An 18,190-nucleotide genomic window follows, 5' to 3' on the forward strand; every position below is an offset into this window, starting at 1 on the left:
CGGCCGGCCGCCCTCATTCGACCTGGGCCCTCATCCGTCCAGCGCCACCCAGACGCTCTTCACCTGGGTGTACTTGTCCAGCGCGGCCTGGTATCCGAGGTCGCGACCAAAGCCGCTCTGCTTGTATCCGCCGAAGGGGGATCCCGAGTCGTACTGGTTGTACGTGTTGATCCACACGGTGCCGGCCTTGATCTCGCGGGCAATGCGGTGCGCCCGGCCCACGTCGCGGGTCCAGATCCCGGCCGCCAGCCCGTAGATGGTCTGGTTGGCCTTCTCGATGGCGTCGGCGGTATCCGAGAACGGGATGACCGCCGCCACCGGCCCGAAGATCTCTTCCTGCGCGATGCGCATGTCGGGGGTGACGTCCGCGAAGATGGTCGCCTGCACGAAGTTGCCCTTTTCGTCGACCGTGGCGGCCTCGCCCCCCGTCACCAAGCGGGCGCCGTCCGCCTTGCCGGCCTCGATGTAGCCGAGCACCACGTCCCGCTGCCTGCGGCTCACGATCGCGCCCATGCGCGTCTTCGGGCCCATCGGGTCGCCCACAGCCATCTTGTCCGCGCGCGCCGCAAGCCCGTCCAGGAACTCCTCGTAGACCGACTCCTGCACCAGGATGCGCGACCCCGCCGCGCACACCTCGCCCTTTCCGTAGAAGATGCCGGTGTTGGCGCCACGCACCGCGCTCCCCAGGTCGGCGTCCGCGAAGACGATGTTGGGCGACTTGCCGCCCAGCTCCAGGGAGACCTTCTTCAGCGTCTCCGCCGCCTCCCGCATGATCGTCTTGCCGACCTCGGTCGAGCCCGTAAATGCGATGGCGTCCACTCCGGGATGGCGCACCATGGCCGCTCCGGCTCGCGTGCCGCGCCCCGGGACGACGTTCAGGATGCCGGGCGGAAAGCCCGCCTCCGCCGCCAGCTCGCCCAGCAGCAGGGCGGTGAGGGGCGTTTCCATGGCCGGCTTCAGCACGACCGCGTTGCCGCACGCCAGCGCCGGCGCAACCTTCCAGGCGGCGAGCGATAGCGGGAAATTCCACGGCACGATGCACCCTACCACTCCCACGGGCTCGCGCAGGGTGTAGTTCAGAAACGGTCCCTTCACAGGGATGGTCTCGCCCTGGATCTTGTCGGCCAGCCCCGCGAAGTAGCGGAAGTTCTCGACCACGCTGGGCACGTCGACGTAGCGCGATTCGAAGATGGGCTTGCCGTTGTCGCGGGTCTCCGTTTCCGCGATGAGCTGGGCGTCGCGCTCGATCAGGTCCGCCAGCCGCCAGAGCAGGCGCGAGCGCTTGTGGGTGTCGGTGCGGCGCCAGGCCTTCGACGCGAGCGCGGCGTGCGCCGACTCCACCGCCCTCGCCACATCCTCCCCGGTTGCCTCTGCGACCTCGGCGAGCACCTCGCCGGTCGCGGGATTGGTGGTCGCGAAGGTGGCCCCGGAAGCAGACGCCACCATCTCGTTGTCGATCCAGAGACCGCGTGTGGGCACGCCGCTCATCCCGCTATTTGCCCTGGAAGGCGGCGCGGCGCTTCTCGACGTAGGCGGCGATTCCCTCCGTGGCGTCGTCGCTCTGGAAGAGCTGCTGCTGGAGCTCGCGCTCGACGGCCAGGCCGGTCTCGAAGGGGATTTCGGCGCCCGTCTGGACGGATCTCTTGATGAGGCCCACGGCCTTGGAGGCCTTGGCCGGCGGGGTGAACTGGCCTGCGAACTCCAGGACCTTGTCCATGAAGTCGTCACCCGACTCGGCCTCGATTACGCGATTGATGATGCCGTGGTCGAGGGCCTCGGCGAAGCCGAAGAGCTGGCCCGTGGTCATCATCTCGATGGAGCGTGATTTGCCGACCAGCCTCGCGAGCCGCTGGGTGCCGCCGGTGCCGGGCAACACGCCCAGGTTGATCTCGGGAAGCCCGATGCGGGAACCGCCCGCGCGGGCCACCCGCAGGTCGCAGGCCATCGCGATCTCGAGCCCGCCGCCCACGGTGTGCCCGTTGAGCGCGCCGATGGTGAGCTTCGGGGTGTGCTCGAGTCGGTTCAGGGTCTCATTCGCGTGCAGGCAGAAGAAGTATTTGAAGGTCGGCGTGACCTCGTTCAGCATCCCGATGCTCGCGCCGGCGCTGAAGAACTTGTCGCCCTTGCCGGTGAGCACGATGACGTGCGCGTCCTCGTCCATGCGCGCGCGAAGGATGCAGGCGTCCAGCTGCTGCATCATCTGGTAGGTGTAGGTGTTCGCCGGGGGATCGTCGAGGGTCAGGATGCAGACGCCGTCCTGGACGTCGTAGTGGACCAGGGTCTGGTCGGTCATGCGGTTTTCTCCGTGGTGATGGCTGCGTTGGCTTCTCGAATCGGCGCACAATTATAGTGCCACGGCTCCGGCCCGGGGACCCGCAAGAGGGGGCGGATCCGATCCGGGCTCGGAGCCTGCCGGCAGACCAAAACCCTTCAGTTCGACGGACCGATGGGGCGGCCGGGCGTCCAGGGAGCGCCCGCGGCGGCCAGCGCCTCCTCCAGTTCGGCCAGCGCCCCCTCGATGATGCCCGCGAGGTCCTGCTCGACCGCGCCCAGGTCTCCCTCGGCGATCTCGATGTTGCGCCGCTGGGTGGCGGTCGGGTTCTGGCGGGTCTGCCAGTGCCCGCCTTGGACGTTGCCCACCCGGTTGGCGACCGACGGCACGCTGGGCTCGTTGAGGGAGCCGCGCAGCTGGTCCCCCTGGAGCCGCAGGCGGATGCCGGCGAATTCCTGCTCGACTTCGTCGATGCGGCCGAACAGATCCGCTCCCGCGGCGGGCGTGCGCAGCAGGGCGGCGCGCATGTAGCCGATGCGCTCCGACTGGCGCCCGAGTTCGGAGCTGGCCACCCCGATGCGCCGCTGCAGTTCGCTCACGCGGTGCTGAAAGGCCGCCACCGCCACGAAGTCGGTGCCCGGAGGCGCGTTCGGCACCGGCTTCACCCGGAAGCTCTGCGCCCCGCCCACCTCCTCCACGCCTTCCGCCGTGACGAGCACCAGTTGCGCCGAGTAGTCGCCGGGAGGCGCCAGCGGCCCGGCCGGAGCGGACGCCCACGGCGGGACGAACGCCGGGGTGGTCAGGTTGATGGGGTTGGGTGCAGGTCTGCGCAGGTCCCAGGTGATGCGATGCAGTCCCGCACGCGCGGGGCCCTCGACCCAGCGCACCGGGTCGCCGCTCGCGTCCGACACGCGCACCAGCGCCCGCGGTCCGCTCTCGGCGGCTTCAGCGCGCAGCGTCTCGTATCCGGGGAAGGGCACGTCGGTGGCCAGTTCGCGCATCGCACGCTCCTCCTCCTCGCGCCGGTCCTCGGCCGTCGAAGGCACCTCCGAGAGGAAGTAGGTGAGCGTGGCCCCGAAGGGCGGGTTGGGCGCCGAGTAGGCGTCGGTCCCGAGCGTCGGGCGCCCGGGGGCCTGGTTGGGAACGCTGGGGATGTACCACCAGGCGTCCCGCACCGGCCACACGCCTGCGCCACCCTCCGCGGCCAGCGCCCCACCCGCGATCTCGCGCAGCGCGGAATAGTCGTCCAGCACGTAGAAGCCCCGCCCGAACGTGGCGCCCACGACATCGCCGTCCCGCCGCTGCAGCTTGAGGTCCCGGAAAGAGATGGTGGGCGCGCCCGGAAGGCGGTGCCAGTTCTCGCCCCCGTTGGGGGAGAAGTAGAGCCCCCACTCCGCCCCGAGGAAGAGCAGGTCCTCGTTCTCGTGGTCCTGCTGGATCGCCCACGCGATGGTTCCGTCCTCCAGATCTCCGGAGATGGACGACCAGCTCTCGCCGTTGTCGTCGCTTCTGAAGATGTAGGGCGCGAAGTCGCCGATCTTGTGCGCGTCCGCGACCGCGAACACCGTCGCGGCATCGTGCTGGCTGGCCTCGACATCGTTGATGAAGGAGCGCTCGGGGACCCCCGGAAGCTCCGCGGTCCGGCTCCAGTTGCCGCCCCCGTCCGGACTGAAGTGGATCAGCCCGTCGTCGGTGCCGACGTACAGGGCATCCTCCTGGACCGGGCTCTCGCTGATGGAAGTGATGGTGGCGTACATCGACATCGCGCCGTTGTCATGGAGCGCGTCGAGTTCCCACACCCGGCCCATGAAGGGCAGCTCGTAGCGATTGGTGTTGGTGGTCAGGTCGCCGCTGATCGCCGTCCACGAGTCGCCCCGGTCCTCGCTTCTCCAGACCTGTTGCGACGCGAAGTACAGCCGGTTCGTGGAGTGCGGGCTCACCAGAATCGGGGAATCCCAGTTCCAGCGCTCGGGCGGATCCCCGACTTCGGGCTGGGGCTGGATCTGGATGGCCTCTTCGCTCCGGCGATCGACGCGGTACAGGTTCCCCACCTGCGTCATCAGGTAGAGGATGTCCGGGTCCGAGGGATCGAACTGCACCCCGTAGCCGTCGGCTCCCATCGGGAAATACCAGTCGGAGTTGCGCACGCCTTCAACGGTGGTGGTGCGCGAGGGCCCCCACAGCGTTCCCAGGTCCTGCGCCCCGCCCAGGATCTCGGAAAAGGGCTCGCGGTTGGAGACGGCGACCTTGTAGAACTGCGAGATGGGCATGTTGGGGAAGTGGCGCCAGGTCTCCCCTTCGTCGAAGGTCTCGTAGAGCCCGGCGTCCGTCCCCGCCAGCATGTGCCGGGTGTCCTCGGGGTCGAACCACAGGGCGTGGTTGTCTGAGTGCTTCTGGCGGCCGTCTCCCAGGGTCGCGAAGGTGGCTCCGCCGTCGCGCGTGATCTGGTAGAACACGTCCATCTGGATCACCAGGTCCGCATCCGTCGGCGAGGCTTCGATTTCCTGGTAGTAGTGCGGTCCGGTACCCCCGGAGATGTAGGAGTTGCGCTTCTCCCAGCTCTCGCCCTGGTCGGTGGAGCGGTAGAAGCCGCGCTCTTCGTCGTTTGCTTCGATGGTCGCATAGACGATGTCGGGGTCGGCCGGCGTGACCGCGAGCCCGATCTTGCCCATGTCGCCGGAGGGAAGGCCGCGCGTCACCTCGCGCCAGCTCTCGCCCCCGTCGGTTGACTTGTGGATGCCCGACGACGGGCCGCCCGCCATGTAGCCCCACACGTGGCGCCGGCGCTGGAAGGCCGCGGCGTACACCACGTCCGGGTTGCCGGGTGCGAACTCGATGTCGGTGACGCCGGTGTGTTCGTCGAGGGCGAGGACCTGCTGCCAACTGTTGCCGCCATCGGTGGTCCGGTAGACGCCGCGCTCGCCGCCGGCCGACCAGAGCGGTCCCTCCGCGGCGACCAGCACGGTGTTCCCGTCGTCGGGGTGAATGAGGATCTTGCCGATGTGCTCGCTGTCCGCGAGTCCCATCTGCTCCCAGCTGCCGCCCCCGTCACGGCTGCGGTAGACGCCCGAGCCCCACGCCACGTGGCGCCCGCTCACGTTCTCTCCGGTGCCCGCCCACACCACCTCCGGATTGGCGGGGTCGAGCGCCAGGTCGCCGATGGAGTAGGACGGCTGGTCGTCGAACACGGGCGTCCAGGTAACGCCCGCGTTGGTGGTCTTCCACACGCCGCCCGAACCGACCGCCACATACCACACGGACGGGTCGGCGGGGTTCACTTCGATGTCGGCGATGCGGCCCCCGGCAACCGCCGGGCCGATCTCCCGTAGAGTCAGATCGGAAAGCGCGTCCGCGACGGAGACCTGGGCGCGTCCCGGCAGGGGGAGTGCGCAGGTCAGTAGCGCGAAGGCGGTGAGCGGGCGTCGGACGGATCGGGCAATGGCGGGCATGGCTGATATCGTGAGCGTAAGGAATCGGGATGTCGGCAAGGACAACGGGAGCAGCGACCGGAAGAGGCGCTGCCGGCCACGACCGGGGATTCGCAACACCCGGCACCATGCCGGAGCCGGGTCCGGCGGGCAAGTGCCGGCTCTCGCGGTGCACGCGCGGATTCGTCCATGGGCTGCTAGCTTTCCGGAACGGCGCGCGGGCACCGGGGAATTACAGGAGACCGTGGAGGAGCGCCGTATTCGCAGGCCAGCAATCGGAGGAGGGCCGACACTGGTGAAGACGTCAATGCGTGTCATGGCCGGCGGGATCTTCGTCGCCGCCGGGGCGAGTCTGGGATTCGTCGGCGAGGTCCCGCAGGAGCCCGGTGGCCGCGCGCCGGTGGTGGTTGTGCCCGTCACCGGCGTGATCGAGCTCGGTCTGGCGCCGTCCATCGAGCGGGCCATCCGCGAAGCGGAGGAGGAAGGCGCCGCGGCGCTGGTGCTGGACATCGACACTCCCGGAGGTCGCGTGGACGCCGCCGAACGCATCGGCGACGCCATCGCGGACGCCGGCATTCCGGTGTACGCGTACGTAAACCGCCGGGCCCTGTCCGCCGGCGCGCTGATCTCCCTCGCCACCGACGGGATCCTCATGCGTCCCGGATCGGTGATCGGCGCCGCGACCCCGGTGGACGGCTCTGGAGAGAGGGCCAGCGAGAAGATCGTCTCGGCGATGCGGAGCGAGATGCGCGCGCTGGCCGAGGCCGCGGAACTCGATCCGGCGGTCGCCGAGGCCATGGTCGACGAAGCCATCGCCATTCCCGGCGTGGTGGAGGAGGGGCAGCTGCTCACGCTGACGACCGAGGAGGCCGTCGCCATCGGCTACGCGCGCGCGGTCGACGACCTCGATGCGGTGCTCGAGGTCGCGGGCGCAGCCCAGGCCCCAATCCGCAGGCACGAGATCAACTGGTCCGAGCGCCTGGTGCGCTTCCTCTCCCACCCGACCGTCGCCCCGTTCCTGCTCTCCCTGGGGTTCCTGGGGATCATCATCGAAATCCGCACCCCCGGGCTCGGCGCCCCTGGGTTGGTCGGGGTCCTCTGCCTGTCGGCGTACTTCGGCTCGCACGTCATCGTCGGGCTGGCCGCCTGGACCGATCTTCTCCTCGTGGGAGGCGGCGTCGGGCTCCTCGCGGTGGAGGCCCTCCTGATTCCCGGGTTCGGCATCCTCGGCGTGCTCGGCATCGCCGCCATTGTGGGCGGCGTGTTCATGAGCATGCTCGGCGGTTTGCCCACGGCTGCCGACTTCTCGCAGGCAAGCACCGTGGTCTCGCTCAGCCTGGTCATCATCCTGGTAACTTCCTGGGCCCTGCTGCGACGGCTCCCGCGCAGCCGCCACATCGCGCGCTCCGGCCTCCTGCTCCAGGATGCCACCGACCGCGAGCACGGCTTCGAGTCCGCAGAGCGGCGGGAGGATCTGGTGGGGTCCGAGGGCGTGGCCCTCACCGATCTGCGCCCCGCCGGGACCGGCCAGTTCGGCGACGAGCGGGTGGATGTCGTCGCCGACTCGGAGTTCATCTCCGAGGGAGACGCCATCCGGGTGCTGAGCGCCGAAGGCTATCGGTGCGTGGTCAGACCCGTGAAGAAGAGATCCTCGTCCGCCGAGCAGCGCGAATCCTGAAACTCAAACCTCCCCTGTTCCCACACGGATGACATTCCATGGAAGCCATCGCCGCTCTGTTTTTCCCCGTACTGATCATCGTTCTGATCCTCATGGTGCTGTGGGCTGTGCCCGTGCGCCTGTGGATCGAGGCCATCTCCGCCGGCGTGCGGCTGGGCATCACCTACCTCATCGGCATGCGCCTGCGCAAGGTGCCCCCGCCCGCAGTGGTGCGGCCCCTCATCTGGGCCACCAAGGCCGGGCTCTTCATCCGCATCGCGGACCTCGAGGCGCACTACCTCGCCGGCGGGCGGGTGGACCGAGTGGTGACGGCGCTCATCAGCGCCGACAAGGCGAACATCGAACTGTCGTTCAACCAGGCCGCGGCGATCGACCTGGCGGGCCGTGACGTCTTCGAGGCGGTTCAGGTCTCGGTGAACCCCAAGGTCATCACCACGCCCCGGGTGGCGGCTATGGCGCGCGACGGCATCCAATTGATCGCGGTCGCGCGCGTGACCGTGCGCGCCAACATCAACCGCCTGGTCGGGGGTGCGGGCGAGGAGACCATCGTTGCTCGTGTCGGCGAAGGCATCGTCTCCAGCATCGGTTCTTCGGACACGCACCAGGCGGTGCTCGAGAACCCGGACAGCATCTCCAAGGCGGTGCTGGCCAAGGGGCTCGACTCCGGGACCGCCTTCGAGATCCTCTCCATCGACATCGCGGACGTCGACGTGGGCAAGAACATCGGCGCCGAGCTGCAGACCGACCAGGCAGAGGCCGACAAGCGCGTTGCCCAGGCGCGGGCGGAGGAGCGGCGCGCAATGGCGGTCGCTTCCGAGCAGGAGAACGTCGCCAAGGTGCAGGAGATGCGCGCCAACCTGGTGGAGGCCGAGGCCCAGGTGCCGCTGGCCATGGCGGACGCCTTCCGGGACGGCAACCTTGGAGTGATGGATTACATCCGGTACCGTAACGTGCAGGCGGACACCGCGATGCGGAACTCCATCGCAGGCGAGGACGAGTCCTCGTCGGGCGAGCCCCTGGCGTAGAGAGACGGGCGGCGGATGAGCACCGGCCTTCTTCTCTTCCTGATCTTCATGGCGCTGTCCATCATCGACAGCGTCGCGCGGGCGCGCCGCAGCCAGCAGCAGAAACAGGTGCTTCCCCCGGAAGACGAGGGCGATGAGGAGTGGCGTGCGGAGCCGTCGTCGGCTCAGGCGGAGGGCGGCGAGACACGGAGGAAGGAGCCGGCCGAAGCGCTGGGCGAGCTTGTGGGCCTGGAGAAGCTCATGGGCCCGGGATACCTCGAGAAGCTGATGGGGCCCGGTATTACGGGTGTAATACAGGATGAGGAGGACATCCCGGAAGAACCTGCGGAAGTGCCGCCGTCGAGGTCGGATGAGCGGCGGCGGCCCTCGCTGGACCGCGACGAGCGCAGGACGATCGCGCGCGAGCGGCGGACCTCGGACCAGGAGCGCCGGAGGTCCGAGGCCGAAAGGCGAGCGCGGGTCGACCGGGCGCCGGACACCGCCAAGGGACGGCGGCCGCGCGTTGAACGGGAACCCTCTGAACGCGACCGTCGCCTGTCCAGACGGGACGAGAGCAGAGGTCGCCCGGCCCGCGCGCCCCGTGAGGCAGTGCCCCTGCGGGACTCGGCCGCGGGGGAACGGCGTCGCCTCCAGCCAGCCGCCGCCGCGCCGGGCACCGGACGCGGCAGACGTCCGCGCACCCGCATCTACAGGGAACTCTTCGGGACCGGCGGCCGCGATTCGCTGCGGCGGGCGTTCGTGCTCAAGGAGATCCTGGACGCTCCTTCCTCGGAACGTCCGGCGGATCGTCGCGAGACGAGCTAGCTTGGCTTAGCTAAAGCTGGCTACATCTCCCCGCGCGCCATGCGCCGCAGCACCGTGTGCAGGATCCCCGCGTTCCGGTAGTACTCCACGTCCACCGCGGAGTCCAGCCGCGCGATCGCCTCGAAAGCCACGGTCGAGCCGTCCTCACGTTCGGCCGTAACCGCGAGCAGCTCGTGCACGTCGACACCGTCTGCGACGCCCGAGATGCGGAACGTCTCGCGACCCGTGAGTCCGAGTGCCTTGACGCCCTCCCCGTCCTTGAACTGCAGGGGAAGCACGCCCATGCCCACCAGGTTCGAGCGGTGGATGCGCTCGTAGCTCTCGGCGATCACCGCGCGCACGCCGAGCAGGCTGGTCCCCTTGGCGGCCCAGTCGCGTGAACTGCCGGTTCCGTACTCCTTGCCGGCCAGCACCACCAGCGGCGTCCCCTCGTCCCGATACCGCATCGCGGCGTCGTAGATCGACATCACTTCGCCCGTGGGATGATGCACCGTGTATCCGCCCTCGGTGTCGTCCAGCAGCAGGTTGCGGATGCGCACGTTGGCGAAGGTGCCACGCATCATCACTTCGTGGTTGCCGCGCCGGGCACCGAAGGTGTTGAACTCCCACGGCTTGACCCCGATGTCCTGCAGGAACCGGCCCGCGGAGCCGTCGCGCGGGATGGCTCCCGCCGGCGAGATGTGGTCGGTGGTGGTGGTGTCGCCGAGCACCGCCAGCACCCGGGCTCGCTCGACGTCGGCGAAGGGCTCCGCCTCCGTGCTCATCCCCTGGAAGAAAGGGGGCAGGCGGATGTAGGTCGAAGCCGGATTCCAGTCGTAGAGCCCCCCGGAGTCCGCCTGCGCCAGCGACTTCCACAGGTCGTCGCCCTCGAAGACCTCCGCGTAACGGCTCTCGTACATCTCCGGCCGGAGCGCGCTCTGAACGGTGTCGCGGATTTCCTCCGGCGCCGGCCAGACATCGGCAAGGAAGACGGGTTCGCCGTCGGTCCCGGTGCCCAGCGGCTCCTCGGCGAAGTCGATGTCGATGCGGCCCGCGAGCGCGAACGCGACCACCAGGATCGGAGACGCCAGGTAGTTGCCCCGGATCTGCTGGTGGATGCGCGCCTCGAAGTTGCGGTTGCCGCTCAGGGCCGAGGTCACCACCAGCCCCTGGTTCTCGACGGCCGAGATGATGGGGTCCGGGAGGGGGCCGCTGTTGCCGATGCAGGTGGTGCAGCCGTACCCCACCACGTTGAAGCCCAGAGCGTCCAGGTGGCGGGTGAGGTCGGCGGCGTCCAGATAGTCGCTCACCACCTTCGACCCGGGCGCCATGCTGGTCTTGACCCAGTGGGGCACGGCGAGGCCGCGCGCCACCGCGTTCCGGGCCAGGAGCCCGGCGCCCACCATCACCGACGGGTTGGAGGTGTTGGTGCAGCTCGTGATGGCCGCGATGACCAGGGTGCCGTCCGTAATCTCGGCGGTTCCGGTTTCAAGTTCGACCTCGACCCTGCGCCGGTCCCCGTTCGCGGAAGCCATCGCGCCGCCCGCCGCGGAGCCGCCGTTGGCCTGCGGGAGCGGGATGCCCGGACGCAGCCCCGGGAGGTCCCGGCGGAAGCTCGAACGGAGGCCGGTGAGGGCGATGCGGTCCTGCGGCCGCTTCGGCCCCGCCACCGAAGGCTCCACCGTGGAGAGGTCGATCTCGAGGCGCGCCGTGTACTCGGGATCGGGGGTCTCGTCGGTGCGGAAGAGCCCCTGCGCCTTGTTGTAGCGCTCGACCCGCTCGACCACCGAGGAGGGACGCCCGGTGCCGCGCAGGTATTCGAGGGTACCGTCATCCACGGGGAAGAAGCCGATGGTGGCCCCGTACTCGGGCGACATGTTGGCGATGGTGGCGCGGTCGGCCAGCGAAAGGGTCGATAGCCCAGACCCGAAGTACTCGACGAAGCGGGCCACCACCCCGTACGCGCGCAGCTTCTCGGTCACGGCGAGCACCAGGTCGGTGGCGGTCGCGCCCTCCTGCAGCGCACCGGTGAACCTCACCCCAACCACCTCCGGCAGAAGCATGTAGTACGGCTGCCCCAGCAGGACGGCCTCGGCCTCGATGCCGCCGACCCCCCAGCCCACGACCCCCAGCCCGTTGATCATGGTGGTGTGCGAGTCCGTGCCCACGAGCGTGTCGGGGCAGGCGACCCAGACGTCGCCGTGTCGGCGGCGCTCCACCACGGACGCGAGGTACTCCAGGTTGACCTGGTGCACGATTCCCGTGCCGGGCGGCACCACGCGGAAGTTGCGGAAGGCGTCCTGCGCCCAGCGCAGCAGCGCGTAACGTTCCCAGTTGCGCTCCATCTCGCGCTCGACGTTCCTGCGGTACGCCGTGTCCGACCCGAAGTAATCCACCTGCACCGAGTGGTCGATGACGAGGTCGGCGGGCACCACCGGGTTGATGCGCTCCGGGTCGCCCCCCATGGCCGCGATCCCGGATCGCATGGCGGCGAGGTCCACCACGGCGGGCACGCCCGTGAAGTCCTGCAGCACCACCCGGGTGGGCAGGAAGGGCACGTTGGCGCCGGCGTTGGTCGGGCTCCACGCGGCCACCGCGCGCACGTCCTCCTCGCTCACGTAGCCCCCGCCGGCGTGGCGGAGGGCGTTCTCGAGCAGGATGCGGATGGAGAAGGGAAGGCGGTCGAGGGAGGCGAGGCCCTGTTCCTCGAGGGCGTGGAGCCGATAGAAGGAGGTCGCGCCCTCGCTCAGGCTCAGGGTGGCGAGCGAGCCGAAGGCGTTGGTGGTCGGTGATTTCACGTATCTGTCCCTGGGTCTTGGAAGCCGGCGCACCGTCGCGCAAGGCGACGCGATTCGTCTGCTCCAAGATAACATCCCGCAGTTCCGCGCTACATTGAAGGATCTTCCTTCGCCTGTGGACCCCATGCGCCAACTCGTCCTCGAGCGCCACGACCAATGACTGATTCCGAGCTTGCCCGCGCAGCGGCGGTTCGTCGTGGTCATCGGCCTGCGCCCCCTGGGACCGACCACCTCGTCTACGCGGTTCCCGACCTGGTCGCCGGAGTGAGTGACCTCAAGGCGCGTCTCGGCGCACGGCAGACGCCCGGCGGCAGCCACCCGGGACTCGGAACCCGCAACTCCCTGCTGCGCATCGGCGACCGCGTCTACCTGGAGGTCGTGGGTCCGGACCCGGAGCAACCGGCCCCGCCCGGCGGCCTCTGGTTCACCGGCGGCCCGGCGCCGCTGCCGGCGCTGGTCACGTGGGCGGTCCGTTCCGCCGATCTTGACGGCCTGGCCGCCGGCCCGTGCGGCCACCTCCTGGGTCCCGTGCGGTCCATGTCCCGCACCAGGCCCGGCGGCGAACGCATCGCCTGGACGCTCACGATGCCCGGAAGGCCGCTTCCCCGGCAGGGCATCATCCCCTTCTTCATCGACTGGGGCGACACCCCGCATCCCTGCTTCGACCTCCCCGACCGGGGAGTACGCCTCGTCCGGCTGATTGGGCGCCATCCCGATCCGGATTTGGTGCGCGGCGAGTTGGATCGGCTCGGTGTCGAGCTCGCGGTGGCTGCGGGGCGGCCGGGGCTGGTTGCCGTGCTCGAGACGCCGGCCGGCGACCGGATCATACTCTGACGCCCGCGCTGCCCGGCGTGCCACCCACCAAGCGTCCGGTCGGAACGGAGTGGTCCAGCGCAACGCTCTGACGCTTCCCCGCTTCAGCCTCCCTCTTCGATTTGGCCTACCCGTCAAGCCTGGCCTCTTTTCCGACCGCGCCCCGCCTGGTCGGCTACCTGGATAGTCGCGGTATTATCACGATAATATACCGTAAATATCATACGACAACGTAGCCCGGCTCGCCCCTTACGGCCTCCTCCGGTTGGCAAGACACCGCTTTCGCCCTTGCGCTCAGGCGCATAGATACCCTTTTTGTCGAGAGCATGATGCGCAGAAATCGCGATATCATCGTGGATAGACGACAAACCGGGGTCGTATTATCACGATTCTGCCTGAGGGAAACAGCGGTTCCTGCCGTGACACGATGTCACACATCGTGGCGAGAGAGACCTTCCGCTTCCGGAGCCCGCCGACGATGTTCGGCGTTGCGCGACATGGGCGAATCGAGGAATTCCGGACATCCTGCCGCCCATTCATCCGCCTGTCCGCCTTACTCGCGGCCTTGGCCTTGGCCAACGGATGCGGGGACGGCGACAGCCCCATCGCGCCGCCCCCCGACCCACCTCGCCCCGCGACGGTGGCGGTAAACCCGGCCACGGCTGAACTCTCGGCGCTGGGTACGACCGTTCAATTGAGCGCGGAAGTGCGCGACCAGAACGGCCAGGTGATGGCCGGGGCCGTCGTCGCATGGTCCAGCGGGAATGCCTCCGTCGCGACCGTGGACGCCGCGGGCCTGGTGACGGCGATAGCCAACGGCACAACCACGGTGACGGCGACTTCCGGATCCGCCTCGGGAAGCGCTACCGTGACGGTGGAGCAATCGGTGCGCGCCGTGACGGTCTCTCCCGCCGCCGACACGCTGCTGGCTGTCGGGGATACGGTACGTCTCGCCGGGGAAGCGAGGGACGCGAATGGACACGCCGTGGCCGGGGCCGAGTTCTCGTGGGCATCCAGCGACACGCTGGTCGCGATGGTGGACGCGACGGGCCTGGTGACGGCGATGGGCAACGGAACGGCGACGGTGACGGCGACCTCGGGGTCCGCGTCGGAGAGCGCGACCGTGACGGTGGAGCAGCAGGTGCACGGCGTGACGGTCTCTCCGGCCGCCGACACGCTGCCGGCTCTCGGGGACACGCTACGTCTCACGGCGGAGGCCAGAGACGGGAACGGACACGTTGTTGCCGGGGCGGAGTTCTCGTGGGCGTCCAGCGACACGCTGGTGGCGATGGTGGACGCGGCCGGCCTGGTGACGGCGGTCGCCAACGGGACGGCCACAATCACCGCGAGTTCGGGATCCGCCTCGGGAACCGCGACCGTAACGGTGGAGCAGGGGGCGCGCGCCGTGACGGTCTCTCCGGCCGCCGATACGCTGCTGGCTCTCGGCGATACAGTCCGCCTCGCAGCGGAGGCGAGAGACGGGAACGGGCGTGCCGTGGCCGGGGCGGAGTTCTCGTGGGAGTCCAGCGACACGCTGGTGGCGATGGTGGACGCGACGGGCCTGGTGACGGCGACGGCCAACGGAACGGCGACCCTGACGGCGACCTCGGGATCCGCGTCGGGAAGCGCCACGGTGACGGTGGAGCAGCGGGTGCGTGCCGTGACGGTTTCTCCCGCCGCCGACACGCTGCTGGCGCTCGGAGATACGGTACGTCTCGCAACGGAGGCCAGGGACGGGAACGGACATCTTGTTGCCGGGGCGGAGTTCTCGTGGGAGTCCGGCGACACGTTGGTGGCGATGGTGGACGCGACGGGTCTGGTGAGGGCGGCGGCCAACGGAAAGGCGACCGTGACAGCGACCTCCGAAGGGTTGTCTGACAGCGCGTGGATTGTCGTAGAGCAGGCGGTTGCGGCGGTGCGGTCGTGGCCGGAGTCGATCGGGTTGCAGGTCGGAGACACCGCACATCTTGAAGCAGTGGCGCTGGACGCGAGGGACAACCAAGTGCCCGGCGTGGAGTTCTCGTGGGCATCCAGCGACATGACGGTCACGACGGTGGACGCGGCCGGGCTCATCCGCGCGGTCGGAGTGGGTGTGGCGACGGTCACCGCCGCCGCGGGAGATTGGCGTGGGTCGTCCCGGGTGGTGGTGCAGTCGAACGATCCCGCGGATCACCACGCCATGCTGATCGCAGGTTTGTCGGAACGCCCGTTCGCTGGCATGACCGTGGGTGGAAACGAGGGATCCACCAACACCGTCGGCACGTTGCGGCTGGGACTCCACAGTGATGTGCTCCCGGTGATTGTACGCCGGCGCGCCGGGCGCCTGTCCGTGCTCATGGCCGGCTCGCGGCTCGGCAGGGGCCGGGTGGTCGCTTATTCCGGACAGGACTTCCTTTCGTCGGGAGACCAAGCGACGCTTCTCGGCAAGGCCAGCGCGGATCGGCTTCTGGCCAACGCGGTTCGCTGGGCCGGATGGAAGACAGGTCCCGAGCCGCTTCGGATCCTGGCGGACAACCAGCGGATCGCGGACGCGCTTGGGGCACAAGGGTTGAATGGGGTCACCGTTGTTGGGACACGGAGACGTGGCGGCCACGAACGCGACTGGAGCGCGACCGCGCTGGCCGACGCGGATGTCGCCGTGGTTCAAACAAACGAATGGGGCGCTGCCCATCTTGTCGATGACTTCGTCGCGCCGCTGAGGGCGTTTGTCGAGCGCGGAGGCGGACTGGTCATCGCTGGCTCGGCGGTGCATTGGAGCGTGTGGATCGAACATTACCACGGACCGTTCACGGCCGATGCCCTCCTGCGCGGTACCGGCATCGCCTGGAACGAAGACTCCATCGACGAGATTGCATCCGCCACCACCCGACTCGATGGGCGCGCCCTGAATCCCGCGGCCTTATGGGAGACCTACGTTGGCGGAGGTCGAATTGCGCGGGATCGGATGGCGCTGTTGCCGGGTCTGTTCGCCGCAGCTCTCGAGCTCGGTCGCACGGAGGAGCTGGACGCGGCCCTTGTCCGCCTGGTTGGCGAGACGCCCCGCTTGCCGGTCTCGAGCTCGGTAGCCCAGGCTCGCCTCGCTGCAGAAGTCGCTGAGACGCTCGGCGCGCACGAGTGGCCCAGGCCGCATCCGTGGGCGGCAGTGTTTCCCGGCCTCCCCGCGAGGCGCGCGCGGCGTGTCGACGGTGCCGTGACCGTAGATGCCACCTGGAGCGAGTTTCCGGCCGATGCTCGCCGGGACGAGCGCCACCTCCCCCTCGGATTCTACGCTCCGCCGGGTGCGCTCGTAACGATTGATGTCCCGGCGGGCCACGCAACAGGAGAACTACGAGTCGCGGTGGGCCAATCGCATGACCATCTGGGGGAAAGCTATACGGCGCAGACTGTCTGGCGGCGCGCGCCCTGGCTCCGTCGCGAGTTCCCACTGCTTGACAGACAGACCGGGGTTACGAACGCCTACGGCGGCTCGATCGCGCTCGTCATCCCGGCCGACTACACGGGCACCATCCCGGTCACCGTCCGGGGCGCCATCCCCATGGCCGTATACACGGCCGGGGAGTCGAACACGGCCGAATGGTTCGCGGCTCTGGACGCGGGAGCGCCGCAGGCCGTCATCCAACAACGCGGCGGCATCCGGCTCGTGATCTCAGCGGAGAGGGCACGCGGCATCACCGATCCCCGAGAGGTCTCCGCGTTCTGGGACGGCTTCCGGCGTCGCCACGCGGAGCTTGCAGGGGGGCCGCCCCGGGCGTATGAGAGTACTTGGATCTTCGATCCGCAGGTCGGGTGGGGCTACGCCAACGCGCGGCGGCTGGGCATCAACTATCCGCTTCACGGTGAGGTCTGGGTGCTGTTGCCGGGGACTTCGCAGGGCAGGGCGTACATCGCCTCACTCCGCCGTCTGGGGCCGCAGCCCCATGTCCGGCCACCATCCAGGGGCTATTCCCCAAGCGCGCACGGCGTCGATTGGTGGCTCTTCGGGCACGAACTCGGGCACCAGTGGCAGACCGCGGACTGGACAGGGCACGGGATCACCGAGGTCGGAGTGAACCTGTTCACGATGTACACGCTGAACCACCACGTCTACCGTGGCGGCGACTTCAATGTCTCCACCGAGCATAGCAGCCATCCCTGTGCGGCTCCGCTGAACAGTGCCGCGCTCGCCCGCCAGAGGTGGTCCACTGCCGACAACTGCGAACGTCTGGCGCTGTACCGTCAGCTTATCGGCGAGTTCGGATGGGACGCCATGAAAGCGGTCTTCCACAGCTACTATGATCCGGCGTATCCGCGTTCGACGTACGGTGGCTCACTCGACGGCTTCGCGATCCGGCTCAGCGCCATCGTCGAGCGCGACCTGGTGGCGTTTTTCCGGCGATGGGAGTATCCGCTGTCCGGGTCCGCCTCAGCGACCATCCGCTCCTTTGGATTCGAGGGGTGGCTGCCGCCGGGCTGGTAGGGTTCACACGGCGCGGGGCTCCGCCCGGGAGAGGGCCATGAGAACACCGCTCGCCGGCCCAAACCCATTTGCGGGCGACGTACTACCGGGTAGCTTATACCGCTCCATCCTGCCGGGATGGCGGAACAGGTAGACGCGAAGGTCTCAAAAACCTTTGCCCGTTGGGGCGTGTGGGTTCGAGTCCCACTCCCGGCACTCACGCACGGACCGGGGGAAGCGCCGCATGCGTGCTGACATCGCAACGCGGCTCAAGCGCGGGCGCACGGCCCTCGCCACCACTCTGCTGGGCTGGCTCGTGGAGGTCCTCGGCCGCACCTGGCGCATCGAGATCGCGGAGGGCCGCGAGCACCTGGACGCGCTCTCCGCGGGGGGGCCGCCCGCCGTCCTCGCCTTCTGGCACGACCGCGTCATCCCCGGAGCGTATTTCACGGGCGCCCGCCTGGCCCGGGGAAAGGGCGTGGACGTCACCGCCCTCACCAGCCGGTCGGGAGACGGCGAGCTGGTGGCGCGCATCATGCGGCGATGGGGCGCGCGCATTGTTCGCGGTTCTTCGAGCGCGGGCGGGCGCGAGGCGATGTGGGCGCTTCGCTCGGTCGTCCGGCGCCACGGTTCCAGTCCCATCCTGGTTCCGGACGGCCCCCGAGGCCCCGCACGACGCCTGAAACGGGGGATACTCGTACTCGCACGCCTGTCCGGCGCACCCATCCTGGCCATGGGCCTCGCCTCCGACCGCCACTGGCGCCTTGGCTCCTGGGACCGGATGACCATCCCCAAACCATTTGCCCGGGTCCGCGTATGCGTGCGCCGCTTCGAAGTCGACCACCAAACCGGGGATGGCCCGAACCACGACTCCGATCGTGACGATCGGCATCGGCTCGAGTCCCTGCTCAACGAGGTGACCCGCCGCGCCGACGAAGTCGCGGCGCTCGGCGCGTAG

Annotated in this window: 10 protein-coding genes and 1 tRNA gene; 7 read left to right on the forward strand and 4 right to left on the reverse strand. The window is 69.1% G+C overall.

Annotated elements, in window-relative coordinates; all coding sequences use genetic code 11:
- Positions 1 to 30 precede the first annotated feature (30 nt).
- The 3 genes from OXU32_07640 to OXU32_07650 form a co-directional block, all read right to left on the reverse strand.
- Complete coding sequence (locus OXU32_07640) at positions 31 to 1,488, reverse strand: aldehyde dehydrogenase family protein (GenBank protein MDE0073839.1); 1,458 nt, start codon at positions 1,486 to 1,488, stop codon at positions 31 to 33.
- Positions 1,489 to 1,492: 4 nt separating this feature from the next.
- Positions 1,493 to 2,293: an enoyl-CoA hydratase/isomerase family protein gene (locus tag OXU32_07645; protein MDE0073840.1), complete on the reverse strand. Its 801-nt coding sequence runs from the start codon at positions 2,291 to 2,293 to the stop codon at positions 1,493 to 1,495.
- Positions 2,294 to 2,430: 137 nt separating this feature from the next.
- Positions 2,431 to 5,721, reverse strand: a complete 3,291-nt coding sequence (locus tag OXU32_07650; protein ID MDE0073841.1) for a glycosyl hydrolase — start codon at positions 5,719 to 5,721, stop codon at positions 2,431 to 2,433.
- A gap of 274 nt (positions 5,722 to 5,995) precedes the next feature.
- Between OXU32_07650 and OXU32_07655 the strand changes: the two genes are divergently transcribed.
- From OXU32_07655 to OXU32_07665, 3 genes are read left to right on the forward strand one after another with little or no spacing between them, the layout of a single operon-like run.
- The gene (locus OXU32_07655; protein MDE0073842.1) at positions 5,996 to 7,378 is read left to right on the forward strand and encodes a nodulation protein NfeD; all 1,383 of its coding nucleotides are present in this window, start codon (positions 5,996 to 5,998) and stop codon (positions 7,376 to 7,378) included.
- Between the two features lie 38 nt (positions 7,379 to 7,416).
- On the forward strand, positions 7,417 to 8,403 hold the full coding sequence (gene floA / locus OXU32_07660; protein MDE0073843.1) for a flotillin-like protein FloA: 987 nt from the start codon (positions 7,417 to 7,419) through the stop codon (positions 8,401 to 8,403).
- 15 nt (positions 8,404 to 8,418) lie between these two features.
- Positions 8,419 to 9,207 carry a hypothetical protein gene (locus tag OXU32_07665; protein ID MDE0073844.1) on the forward strand — a complete coding sequence of 263 codons (789 nt, stop codon included), beginning with the start codon at positions 8,419 to 8,421 and terminating at the stop codon, positions 9,205 to 9,207.
- A gap of 20 nt (positions 9,208 to 9,227) precedes the next feature.
- Here the strand turns inward: OXU32_07665 and acnA are convergent, their stop codons facing one another.
- Positions 9,228 to 11,984: an aconitate hydratase AcnA gene (acnA, locus tag OXU32_07670; GenBank protein ID MDE0073845.1), complete on the reverse strand. Its 2,757-nt coding sequence runs from the start codon at positions 11,982 to 11,984 to the stop codon at positions 9,228 to 9,230.
- 156 nt (positions 11,985 to 12,140) lie between these two features.
- On the opposite strand from acnA, the gene OXU32_07675 reads away from it, so the two are divergent.
- The 4 genes from OXU32_07675 (at position 12,141) to OXU32_07690 (ending at position 18,190) form a co-directional block, all read left to right on the forward strand.
- Positions 12,141 to 12,818 (forward strand): VOC family protein, encoded by a 678-nt coding sequence (locus tag OXU32_07675; protein MDE0073846.1) that lies wholly within the window; start codon positions 12,141 to 12,143, stop codon positions 12,816 to 12,818.
- 550 nt (positions 12,819 to 13,368) lie between these two features.
- Positions 13,369 to 17,253 (forward strand): Ig-like domain-containing protein, encoded by a 3,885-nt coding sequence (locus OXU32_07680; GenBank protein MDE0073847.1) that lies wholly within the window; start codon positions 13,369 to 13,371, stop codon positions 17,251 to 17,253.
- Positions 17,254 to 17,364: 111 nt separating this feature from the next.
- A tRNA-Leu gene (locus tag OXU32_07685) sits at positions 17,365 to 17,448 on the forward strand.
- 28 nt (positions 17,449 to 17,476) lie between these two features.
- Positions 17,477 to 18,190 carry a lysophospholipid acyltransferase family protein gene (locus OXU32_07690; GenBank protein ID MDE0073848.1) on the forward strand — a complete coding sequence of 238 codons (714 nt, stop codon included), beginning with the start codon at positions 17,477 to 17,479 and terminating at the stop codon, positions 18,188 to 18,190.

It is taken from the genome of Gammaproteobacteria bacterium, from assembly GCA_028819075.1.
GTDB lineage: Bacteria > Gemmatimonadota > Gemmatimonadetes > Longimicrobiales > Gaopeijiaceae > BD2-11.